Annotated in this window: 8 protein-coding genes and 1 pseudogene; 6 read left to right on the forward strand and 3 right to left on the reverse strand. The window is 73.5% G+C overall.

Going from position 1 to position 10,336, the window contains the following annotated elements:
* Positions 1 to 687: 687 nt before the first annotated feature.
* Both ABD879_RS30465 and ABD879_RS30470 read left to right on the forward strand, forming a co-directional pair.
* Positions 688 to 2,067: a tetratricopeptide repeat protein gene (locus ABD879_RS30465; RefSeq protein ID WP_345025190.1), complete on the forward strand. Its 1,380-nt coding sequence runs from the start codon at positions 688 to 690 to the stop codon at positions 2,065 to 2,067.
* A gap of 134 nt (positions 2,068 to 2,201) precedes the next feature.
* Positions 2,202 to 3,377, forward strand: coding sequence for an alkaline phosphatase PhoX (locus ABD879_RS30470; RefSeq protein ID WP_345025191.1), 1,176 nt, complete (start codon positions 2,202 to 2,204; stop codon positions 3,375 to 3,377).
* An 84-nt stretch (positions 3,378 to 3,461) separates the two neighbouring features.
* Here ABD879_RS30470 and ABD879_RS30475 read toward each other — a convergent pair whose 3' ends face one another.
* The gene (locus ABD879_RS30475; RefSeq protein ID WP_345025192.1) at positions 3,462 to 4,400 is read right to left on the reverse strand and encodes an MBL fold metallo-hydrolase; all 939 of its coding nucleotides are present in this window, start codon (positions 4,398 to 4,400) and stop codon (positions 3,462 to 3,464) included.
* 855 nt (positions 4,401 to 5,255) lie between these two features.
* Positions 5,256 to 6,575: a DUF1015 family protein gene (locus tag ABD879_RS30480; protein ID WP_345025193.1), complete on the reverse strand. Its 1,320-nt coding sequence runs from the start codon at positions 6,573 to 6,575 to the stop codon at positions 5,256 to 5,258.
* A gap of 73 nt (positions 6,576 to 6,648) precedes the next feature.
* On the opposite strand from ABD879_RS30480, the gene ABD879_RS30485 reads away from it, so the two are divergent.
* The 3 genes from ABD879_RS30485 to ABD879_RS30495 all read left to right on the forward strand — a co-directional run bounded on the left by ABD879_RS30485 (position 6,649) and on the right by ABD879_RS30495 (position 9,457).
* Positions 6,649 to 7,092, forward strand: a complete 444-nt coding sequence (locus ABD879_RS30485) for a tetratricopeptide repeat protein (RefSeq protein WP_345025194.1) — start codon at positions 6,649 to 6,651, stop codon at positions 7,090 to 7,092.
* 46 nt (positions 7,093 to 7,138) lie between these two features.
* Positions 7,139 to 8,143, forward strand: a complete 1,005-nt coding sequence (locus ABD879_RS30490) for an HAD-IIA family hydrolase (protein ID WP_345025195.1) — start codon at positions 7,139 to 7,141, stop codon at positions 8,141 to 8,143.
* Between the two features lie 240 nt (positions 8,144 to 8,383).
* The gene (locus ABD879_RS30495) at positions 8,384 to 9,457 is read left to right on the forward strand and encodes a glycerophosphodiester phosphodiesterase (RefSeq protein ID WP_345025196.1); all 1,074 of its coding nucleotides are present in this window, start codon (positions 8,384 to 8,386) and stop codon (positions 9,455 to 9,457) included.
* Positions 9,458 to 9,503: 46 nt separating this feature from the next.
* On the opposite strand, the gene ABD879_RS30500 is transcribed toward ABD879_RS30495, so the two are convergent.
* Entirely contained in the window at positions 9,504 to 9,845 is a 342-nt protein-coding gene (locus tag ABD879_RS30500) for an SCP2 sterol-binding domain-containing protein (protein ID WP_285493731.1), read from the reverse strand.
* A 115-nt stretch (positions 9,846 to 9,960) separates the two neighbouring features.
* On the opposite strand from ABD879_RS30500, the pseudogene ABD879_RS30505 reads away from it, so the two are divergent.
* Positions 9,961 to 10,336: pseudogene (locus ABD879_RS30505) on the forward strand (hypothetical protein); the annotation flags it as partial.

The following is a 10,336-nucleotide window of genomic DNA, read 5'->3' on the forward strand; positions in this document are numbered from 1 at the left end:
CGCCGATGGTACTGCACGGGCGACTGTGTGGGAGAGTAGGACGCCGCCGGACATTCTTTTGGTCGAGGGCCGCCTCGGTAACGAGGTCGGCCCTCGACGCATGTCTGGCCCTGCCAAAATAGAGTGCGAGGGTCCACCGAACATCGAGAAACTGTGACGGACGGGATGAGCGCGGAAGAGGACGGCCGCGGCGGCGACGACCGCCGGCGGCGCGACGAGCGGCAGCGCAGGAATGGGGGACGAGGAACGCCTGCCGGTCGTGGGGGAAAGCCTCGCGGCACCGGGGGACCGGGGCAACGCAAAGGCGGCGGTTTCGCGTCACGCAAAGACTCTGGACGGGGCGCCCGTCCGGCTACTGGATCTCGTCCGGGCCGATCCGGCTCGGACGGCGGATGGAAAGACCGTCCGGCACGGGACCGCAAGGACGGGCGGGACGAACGCGCGGGCGGCCGTCCGTTCAAGAAGTCCTCGGATCGTGCTCGACCCGCGGGCGAGAGGCGCGACCAGCAGCGCACCGACGCTCGCCGGAACCCGCGCAGCGAGGACAGGCGTCCCGGACGTCCCTTCGACACCGGTTCGGGCAAGGACCGCGAGGAGCGGCGCACCGCACGCCCTGGCGCGTCCAGGCGATTCGAGGCGCAGCGCGCCAAGGGACGCTTCCGCGACCGCGACCGGGCCCAGGACGAGGTGCGGGACCGCGCCTGGAAGCGGGACCGCGATCACGACCACGACAGGGAACGCGAGCACGGGCGCGACCGGTCCCAGGACCGTGGGCGCGTCGCCGACAGGCGGCGCGGCGCACCGGGTCCGCGAGGGCAGAAGAAGGCCGCGGGACGCCCCTACGGCCCGTCCCGCGACAAGCTCGCCCGACGCAAGGCCGCCCAGGGGCGCGAGGAGCACACGCCCAAGTACGACGAGCCGGCGGTGCCGGAGCACGTCACGGGCAGTGAACTGGACGCCGAGGTGCGCGCGGAGCTGCGTGCCCTGCCGAAGGACCTCGCCGGACGGGTGTCCCGGCATCTGGTGATGGCGGGACGTCTCTCCGAAGAGGACCCGCAGACCTCCTACGCGCACGCCAAGGCGGCCCGGCGGCTCGCCTCCCGCGTCGGGATCGTCCGGGAGGCCGCGGGGCTCTCCGCCTACCGTGCGGGAGAGTGGTCCGATGCGCTCGCGGAGTTGCGCGCGGCGCGCCGTCTGGGGACGGGGGGCGACGCCTACCTTCCCGTCATGGCCGACTGCGAGCGGGGTATGGGGCGCCCCGAGCGCGCGCTCGACCTCATCAAGTCCGCCGAGGGCGCACGGCTCGACCAGGCCGGCCGGATCGAACTGCGCATCGTGGAGTCGGGGGCGCGGCGGGACCTGCAGCAGTACGAGGCCGCGGTCGTCGCCCTCCAGGTGCCCGAGTTGAAGGACCGCCGGTTGCGTCCCTGGTCGGCGCGGCTGTTCTACGCCTACGCCGACGCGCTGGAGGCCGCAGGACGGCGCGACGAGGCGAGCGACTGGTTCGCCCGCGCCGCGGCGGCCGACCGTGACGGGGAGACCGACGCGGCCGAGCGTTACGCGGAGCTCGAGGGCCTCCACATCATCGACACCGAGGAGGACGAGTCGGGCGCGGAGCCCGCGGACTCCGATGAGGCGCCGCCGTCGCCGACCGGCGAGGAGCCGGCGGAGGCCGCCGAAACCCCCCGGACCGACGACGCCGGCGACGCACCGGCGACGGCCGGCGAAGCCGAAGCGGCCGGCGGGCCCCGCGGCACCGTCCCGGACGCTCCGGAGATCTCCGTGGTGTTCCAGGAGCCCGTGGCCGCCGAGGCGACGCCCGCGGCACCGGCGGACGCATCCGCCGCCGACGACGCGACGCGCGACGGCGATCGTCCGGCACCGGCCGACGCGGGCGACGAGGCGCCTGAGATCTCCGTGGTGTTCCGGGAGCCGGTCGCCCGGCCGGAAGGCCGCGCGGACGCCTCAGCGGGCGCGGAGGGCGCTGTGAGCGGCGCGGGAGCCGCGCAGGACGGCGAGGGCCCGGCGGAGGGCCGCGGAGAGGAGCGGAACACGTCCGCCGACTGAGCGGATCCCGCCCGAAATCTTGACGGGTGCTGCGCTTCGCGCGATGTTCACGGAATCGTGGTCGTTCGGGGGTGCCGGTGCCATATGCCGGTGGTCGACTCCACGTGATCGTTGACGAGCGTGTGAGGAGCGCCATGCCGACGACAGGTCCGAGCCGACGCACCTTCCTCCGCACGACCGCCGTCGCGGGCGGTACGGCCGCATTCTCCGGGGCCCTGTGGCAGCAGGCGTTCGCCGCAGGGCCCGCGCAGCCGGGGCCCGGCCCGTACGGGCCCCTGCTGCCGGCGGACGAGAACGGCATCCGGCTGCCCCAGGGGTTCACCAGCCGTGTCATCGCCCGGTCGCTGCGGCGCGTGGAGGGCACCCGGTACACCTGGCATCCCGCCCCGGACGGTGGGGCGTGCTTCCCGGACGGCGACGGGTGGATCTACGTGAGCAACTCCGAGGTTCCCCTCGTCGGGGGTGTGTCAGCCGTACGGTTCGACGCGACGGGGAAGATCGTCTCGGCGTACCGCATCCTCAACGGCACGTCGGTGAACTGCGCCGGCGGAGCGACCCCTTGGGGGACGTGGCTGTCCTGCGAGGAACACGACTTCGGCCTGGTGTACGAGACCGACCCCAAGGGAGAGCGCTCCGCCCGGGCGCGCGCGGCCATGGGGCGTTTCAAGCACGAGGCCGCCGCGTGCGACCCCGACCGCCAGGTCGTCTATCTCACCGAGGACCAGCCGGACGGCTGCTTCTACCGGTTCCGGCCCTCGACGTGGGGGGATCTGTCCGCGGGCACGCTGGAGGTCCTCGTCGGTTCCGGTACGGGCGAGGTCACGTGGGCGCGGGTGCCCAACCCGGAAATCTGGCTGACGCCTACCCGGGATCAGGTGCCGGGCGCCATGCGCTTCAAGGGGGGCGAGGGCTGTTACTACACCGGCGGCGTCTGCTACTTCACCACCAAGGGGGACAACCGCGTGTGGGCGTATGACGCCGCCGCCGAACGGCTGGACCTCGCCTACGACGACGACCTCGTCACCACCGGCGAGCCCCCTCTCGCGGGCGTGGACAACATCACCGGGACGCGCTCCGGAGACCTGTACGTCGCCGAGGACGGCGACAACATGGAGATCAACGTGATCACACCGGACGGTGTGGTGGCCCCGTTCCTGCGCGTCCTCGGCCATGACGAGTCCGAGATCACCGGGCCGGCGTTCTCGCCCGACGGCAGCCGCCTGTACTTCTCGTCGCAGCGGGGGACCAGCGGCTTCGTGGCGGGGACGGACGGTTGCACCTACGAGGTCACCGGCCCGTTCCGCCGCTGACTCCGCCGGCGGCCGTCCGTCTCCCCCTGCCGCGATCAAACGGAACCTTACAACGTCAAGGCACCCGCTTCGGCGCCCGCCGCCTCACCCTTGCCCGGTCTTGTCGAGGGAGTGCATGATGCCCGCGACGTTGCTCTCAATCCCGCTGAGCATTTCGTACTTGGCGGCGAGCTCGGGGTCGGCCTCGGACTGGGTGAGGGCGTAACGCTCCTTGGTGCGGTCGCGGACCATGGCGACGGCGTGGTCGAGGTCCAATCCCTGGTCGCGTGCCTCCCGCACCGTGTCGACCCAGACGCGGAGTTCTTCGGCGGAGCGCTCCAGCGTCTCCGTCACGTCCGAGACGGGGCCGTAGTGGGCGAAGAGCAGCCGCTGCGGCTCCAGGGCCTGGAACCTGCGCAGTGAGGCCAGCGCCGTGTCCAGGTCGAAGTCGGGGGGCGGCGTGGCGGGCCGCACGTCCTTGGTCTCGGGGATGTAGACGCCGGCGGCGTCCCCCACGTAGAGGTCGCCGGTATGCGAGTCGAACAGTCCCACGTGGTGCTTGGCGTGCCCCGGGGAGTAGTGCGATTCCAGCCTCCGCCCGCCCCCGAGGTCGATCACCCCGGTGTCCTCGACGGCGCGGATGCGCGCGGCCTCCGTGGGCTTGAGCTCCCCGAACAGCGTGTCGAGCTGATCCCCGTACACCATGCGCGCGCTGCGCATCAGCCGCTCCGGCGACGCCAGGTGCCGCGCGCCCTTCTCGTGGACGACGACCTCGGCGTCGGGATACATCTTCGCGATGTCCCCGACGCCGCCCGCGTGGTCGAGATGGATGTGCGTGACGACCACGGTCGCCAGATCGGACGGGCCGACTCCGAGTTCGTCCAGCGCCCGCCGCACCACCGGCGCCGACCCGGCGGTGCCCGGCTCCACCAGGCAGGGCCGGTCGGACAGGATCAGATAACCCGCGGTGATGCCCGAGTACCCCGCCATCCGCGTGTCGATCTCGTACACATCGCCGCCCAGCGGCGTGATCGTGGTGTCCATTGGACGATCATCGCTCCGTGTCGCCCGGTTATCCACAGTTCCGGCGCGGCCTTTCGCCCGCCTTCCCGGATGCCGGATGGTTGCGGGGACGGAAGGAGGCGGTGATGCACGTCAACCGCGTCGACAGGTGCGGCAGGCCGGCCGACGACCTCGTCCGGCGTCCGCTGACGGCCAGGGTGAAGGGCGTCTCGTGGCGTCTGGTCGCGGACCGCCCACGTGTCCCGAGCCTCCGCCACGTGGCCGATCCGGTCACACGCGGACCATTCGACGCCCGCGCCCTCGACGACTTGACCGCCTGGCGCGGCAGCTCTCGTCAGGGCGCACAGCCGGTCACCGCGCCGCTTCCTGCCCGCCGGGTGCCTGTGGCCTCTGTCTGGCGGATTTTGGCACTGAGTCGTCCGCCACCCGTGCGGCCCCGTGGCACCGCCGGTGCGGGGCGGCGCTGCGATGCGGCCGCTGCGTTGCCGTCGCGGTGTCGTCAACCGGCTCGGGTGATGACGCGGTGGCGCCGCCCGCCATGTCGAGCACTCCTAGCGGGTGTGATGAGCGTGCTGTTGTGGGTGCACCGTGATTTGCCGGACATGCCCGGGCCTTGTCTGGTGGTTCTTGGCGGTCGGGTTGTTCGCTGTGTGCTGGTTCGTGGCGTGTGGGTGCTGTTTGCGGGCGGGGCGGGGTGGTGGTCGCCTGTTCGTTTGTGCTGCGGCCGCTGCGTTGCCGCCGCAGCGTCGTCAACCGGTTCGGGTGACGGCGCGGTGGCGCCGCCCGCTATGCCGGGCGCGCTACTGGGCGTGATCACCGCGTGCTGTGGATCCACCGTGATCCGCCGACGCGACCCAGCGGCCCGTCGGCTCGCCGTCAGTGGAGGAGGCGCAGGACGAGGCCGGTGCGGGGCTTGGGGCCGAAGGAGGTCGATTTGCGGGGGACGCGTTCGCCGGCGTCGGCGACGGCGAGGACGTCCTCGACCTCGAGCGGGTTGAGGATCACGGCGGTGCCGCCGGTGCGGCGGGCCCGGTCCAGCGCGGCCGCGGGATCGTGGTGCACCACTTCGACGCTGCGTTCGTCCTCCGGAACGTTCCAGGCCCGCTCGATGAGGAGGCGGTCGAGGACGGCGGTGTCGAGACCGCGCCACCGCGGGGAGTGGCCGCAGGACATCGCCTCGCCGAGGCGGCGCGGGTCGGGGGCGGTGAGCAGGTGCGGCCGGTCCCCGCCGGCCAGCAGGAAGGCCGGGCGGGGTGCGTCGGCCAGGCGGGCGGCGGCCTCGCCGAGGTCGGGCGGCATGGGGGTGACCTTGAAGAACCGCGCGGCGCGGTCCACGGCGACGTGCGGCGGCAGGTCCGGCAGGACGCGGTGGATGGCGCCCAAGTGCGGCGGGTAGCGCCTCGCGTCGACCAGCAGCGCCAGGCCGTGGTCCCACGGGCCGGGGCCGTCGCCCGCGGCGCGGTGGCGGGCCTGCAGAGTGCGGTACGCGGCGTACCGGTGGTGGCCGTCGGCGATCAGTGCCCGGCGGGGCCGCAGGTCGGCGGCGATCCGGGCGTGCAGGTGCGGTTCGGTGATGCGCCACAGGCGGTGTTCGAGGCCGTCGTCGGTGCGGACGGACAGCAGGGGAGCGCCGCCGGCGGTCTCGTCGACGATGTCGGCGGCGTCGCCGTCGCCCTCGTACACCAGGAAGATCGGTTCCAGATCGGCCTGGACGGCGGTCATCAGGGCCAGGCGGTTGCGGACCGGGCCGGGGTAGACGTTCTCGTGGGGCAGCACCACCCGGTCCGCCTCCGCACGGAGGGCGAGCGCGCCGATGAGCCCGCGCTGCAGGACCTTGCGGGCGTCCGCGACCTCGTAGACGTACAGGGACGGCTCGGGGTCGGTGGTCAGCGCGCCCTGGGCGAGCCATTCGTGCAGCGTGTCGCGCGCCTGCTCCGGGGTCGGCGGAAGGATCAGCCGGACGATGTTGTGCCCGCCGACGGCCAGCAGCCGCCGCACCTCCGCGTCGTCGATCAGGTCGTACGGCGGGGTGGTCACCGCCGCCAGGTCGCCGACGACCTCCGGGGCGAACCGCACTCCGCGGAACGGCGCCAGCTCCAGGCCGCCGCCGGAGGGCGGCTCGGCGGCCCCGAAGACGCGGGCGCTGAACTCTTCGGCGTCCGCTCCGAGGGGGAGATCGTCGTTCACCGTGGGCATGCTAATCCGCGATCGCCGCATCGTCCGCGCCCGGGTACGGTCGAAGGGACCCGGAGTCCGAGGGGAGGTCCACATGAGTGTTGAAGGACCGGGACGGCCGGACGATTCCCCGCAGGACGCTCCCGGTGATGATCCCGGCGGCCCGGACGGCGGCGTGTACGAGTGGTACACGCGCGGGCTGAGCCTGCTGAAGGCGGGAAGCGCGGCGGCGGCCCTGCAGTTGCTGTCGCGGGCCGCGGAGGCCGAGCCGTCCTCGCGCAGCATCCGGGAGGCGCTGGCCCGCGCCCAGTTCGGGGCGCGGCGCTACGGTGACGCCGCCGACAGCTTCCGCTGGATCGTCGAGGCCGACCCCGCCGAGGACTACGCGTTGTTCGGCCTGGGGCTGTCGCTCAGCCGCCTCGGGGACTTCGAGGGCGCGGTGGAGTACCTCGCGCTCGCGGTCGCCATGCGGCCCGACAACAGGGACTACGCCAACGCGCTGCGGCATGCCCGGGCCACCCTCGCGTCCCGCAGATGACCGGCCCCTACGATCGGGCTGGAACCCTCCGAGCAGAAGGGACGCGATGAAGGGCTGCGACAGGCCGCTGTGCGAGGAGTACGACGTCGCACTGCTCGACCTCGACGGCGTGGTCTACATCGGGCACCGCCCGGTGCCCGCCGCCGCCGATTCCCTGGCCAAGGCGCGTGCGGCCGGACAGCGGCTGGCGTTCGTCACCAACAACGCCTCCCGTACGCCCTCGGCGGTCGCCGCGCTGCTGACCGAGGTGGGGGTTCCGGCCGAGGCGGCGGACGTGGTGACGTCGGCGCAGGCCGCGGCGCGGTTGCTGGCCGAACGGCTGCCGCAGGGTTCGGCGGTGCTCGTCGTCGGCGGCATGGGCCTGAGGCACGCGCTGTACGCCCAGGGGCTGCGTCCGGTGTCGTCGGCGTCCGAACGGCCGGCCGCGGTCGTGCAGGGCTACGATCCGCGGTTGTCGTACGACCTGATCGCCGAGGGCGCCCGCGCCGTACGCGACGGCGCGCTGTTCGTCGCGTCCAACGGCGACCTGACCATCCCCGCGGGCGCCGGCGGGCAGCAGCCCGGGAACGGCGCGCTGATGCAGGTCATCAGGGCCGCGACCGGCGTGGACCCCATCGTGACGGGCAAGCCGGAGCGCCCCCTGCACCGCGAGTCGATCCTGCGCACCCGCGCGCGGCGGCCCCTGGTGGTGGGCGACCGGCTCGACACCGACATCGAGGGCGCCCGCAACGGCGGCGCCGACAGTCTGCTGGTGCTGACCGGGGTGACGGACCCGCTGACGGCGCTCACCGCGCCGCCCCGGCACCGCCCCACCTTCCTGGCGCCGGACCTGACGGGTCTGCTCGTGCCCCACCCGCCCGTGCGGGGGTCCGGCGGCCGTTTCGAGTGCGCCGGGTGGACCGCCCGGTGGACGGACGACGTCATCGAACTGACCGGCGGCGGCGACCCGTACGACGGCCTGCGCGCCTTGGCGGCCGCCGCCTGGCGCGACGAGCGACCCGCCGCCCCGAAGTCCGTCGCCGCCGCCCTCGACCGCCTGTCCCTGGCCTGACCGCCCGCAGCGCCTCGCGGTCCGCCCGCCCCCGGGCTGCGGCCATCCGGCCCGCTCTGGAAGGCCCCGGGGCGGAGGGGCGTGGTGGGTGTTGTGGTCGGTGTGCTGGGGTGGGGTTCGGTTTGTTCGCGTGGGGGCTACTGATCGTTTGTCTCGGAATCACTTGGTGCACTCTGGGGCGGCGCACCGTGTCCCACGGGCCGTGCGGCCCGCCGGAACGGAAGGGATTGCGAGACGATCATGACCAGATGGCGCCGTGTCGTCCTCGCGGCGACGCTGACGGGCGCGCTCGTGTTGACGGCGGCAGGGACCGCCCAGGCCGCCGCCGAGCCGGGGCCGAGGCAGCGGACGTTCGATCTGCAGGCCCACCGGGGCGGGCTGGGGCTGGTGGTGGAGAGCACGCTGCCCGCCTTCGCCAACGCCCTGCGGCTCGGTGTCAGCACGCTGGAACTCGACGTGCAGATCACCGAGGACGGGCAGGCCGTGGTGACCCACGACCGCCGGGTCGACGGGCGCAAGTGCCGGGACACGGGGCCGGCCGTCCCGGGCGATCCGGAGTACCCCTACGTCGGCAAGTACGTCAACACGCTGACGCTCAAGCAGGTCCGCACCCTGGACTGCGGTTCGCAGACGCTGCCGGAGTTCCCGGGGCAGCGCGCCGAGCCCGGGGAGCGGATGCCGCTGCTGCGGGAGGTGTTCGGGCTCGTCCACCGGTACCGCGCGTACGGCGTGAAGCTGAACGTGGAGACCAAGGTGGAGGCGGGGGCGCCCGGTGAGACGGCGCCGCGCGAGCAGTTCGTGCAGGTCACCGCGCGTGAGGTGCGGCGGGCGCGGATGGTGCGGCAGGTGACGATCCAGAGCTTCGACTGGGGCGCGCTGATGCGGATGCGCCGGGTGGAGCCGAGGCTGCCGCTGGTCGCGCTGACCGACCACGACTTCCTGCAGGTGGGGCGGCCCGGCAGGTCGCCGTGGCTGGGCGGCATCGACATCGACGACTTCGGCGGCGACCCGCTGCGGGCGGTGAAGTCGTTCGGCGCGTCGGCGTTCTCGCCCGTGCACGGCTTCCCGCAGAACGGCAAGGCCACCGACCCGGACTACCGGCCGTACGTCACCCGGACGATGGTGGACGAGGCGCACCGGCTGGGCCTGAAGGTGATCCCCTGGACGGTGGACGACCAGGCCACCATGAACAAGCTCATCGACGACGGCGTGGACGGCATCATCACCGACTACCCCGACCGGCTGCGCGCCGTCATGGCCGAGCGCGGCTTCAGGCTGCCGCGGGCGTACAAGGAGCACAAGAGCCGCTCGTAGGGGTGTCGCGAGCCCCCGGGGCCCCGCCGCGCTCGGCGGCGGGACCTCACAGCAGTTTGCGCAGGCGCAGCAGGTCGAGCAGGCTCGCCTCCACCTTCAGCCGTCCGCTGGTGAACGCGCGGGCGGGGTGCAGTTCGTCGTTGGCGAGCGCCACGAGGTCGTCGCTGCGCACCGTGATCCGCACCTGGGCGGCCTTGGGGTCGTCGGTGGGCTCGAAGGGATCCAGGCCGCCGGCGTGGATCCGGGAGCGGTAGGCGAGCCTCAGGTCGGGAATGCGGCAGCTGATCGTGCGTTCGACGACGTGCTCGGCGAGCCGCTCCTCGTCCACCTCGGCCAGCCGCTCGGTGATCCGCCCCAGCGCCGCGCGGCAGTCCTCCTCGTTCGCCATGGTCAGGCCGTTCCCCGTTCGGTCGACAACGATGTCGTGAAGGGACGGTAGCGTTCTGACGGAGCCGGAGGCGACCCGCGGTGCGCGGTCGGGGTCTTCTTGGAGGTTGCAGGTGATGTCTGGCGAGGCCGTGGAGGAGCCCGTGGAGCCGTCGGACCGGGCCGTTCATGCCGCGCCGGAGCACGCGCCCGCCCCGCCCGGCGGGCCGCCCCAGGGCGGGGAGGCCGGGGCGCGGGAGGGGGTGGCCGAGGCGGTCGTCCCCGCCGGTCCGCCGCCGGAGCCGACCGGCGAGCCGCGCGTCGACCTGGTGCTGGCGCGCCTGACGGAGCTGGGCGGCACGCCGGTGTCGCGGCATGTGGCGGTGTTCGAGGACGTCCACCAGCGGCTGCAGGACCTGCTCGCGTCGGCCGACGAGCCGGAGGACGCCGGGCCGCCGGTGCCGCGCCCCCCGGGGCCGCGTCCGCCCGTGCCCCGGCCGCCGGGGCCGGGGG

The sequence above is a fragment of the Actinomadura keratinilytica genome (assembly GCF_039539665.1).
Classification (GTDB): Bacteria; Actinomycetota; Actinomycetes; order Streptosporangiales; family Streptosporangiaceae; genus Spirillospora; species Spirillospora keratinilytica.

Coding starts and splice junctions, on each gene's coding strand:
- ABD879_RS30500 (WP_285493731.1), bottom strand. CDS start 9,845: ATGGCGAACGAGGAGGACTGCCGCGCGGCGCTGGGGCGGATCACCGAG.
- ABD879_RS30470 (WP_345025191.1), top strand. CDS start 2,202: ATGCCGACGACAGGTCCGAGCCGACGCACCTTCCTCCGCACGACCGCC.
- ABD879_RS30485 (WP_345025194.1), top strand. CDS start 6,649: ATGAGTGTTGAAGGACCGGGACGGCCGGACGATTCCCCGCAGGACGCT.
- ABD879_RS30480 (WP_345025193.1), bottom strand. CDS start 6,575: ATGCCCACGGTGAACGACGATCTCCCCCTCGGAGCGGACGCCGAAGAG.
- ABD879_RS30475 (WP_345025192.1), bottom strand. CDS start 4,400: ATGGACACCACGATCACGCCGCTGGGCGGCGATGTGTACGAGATCGAC.
- ABD879_RS30495 (WP_345025196.1), top strand. CDS start 8,384: ATGACCAGATGGCGCCGTGTCGTCCTCGCGGCGACGCTGACGGGCGCG.
- ABD879_RS30490 (WP_345025195.1), top strand. CDS start 7,139: ATGAAGGGCTGCGACAGGCCGCTGTGCGAGGAGTACGACGTCGCACTG.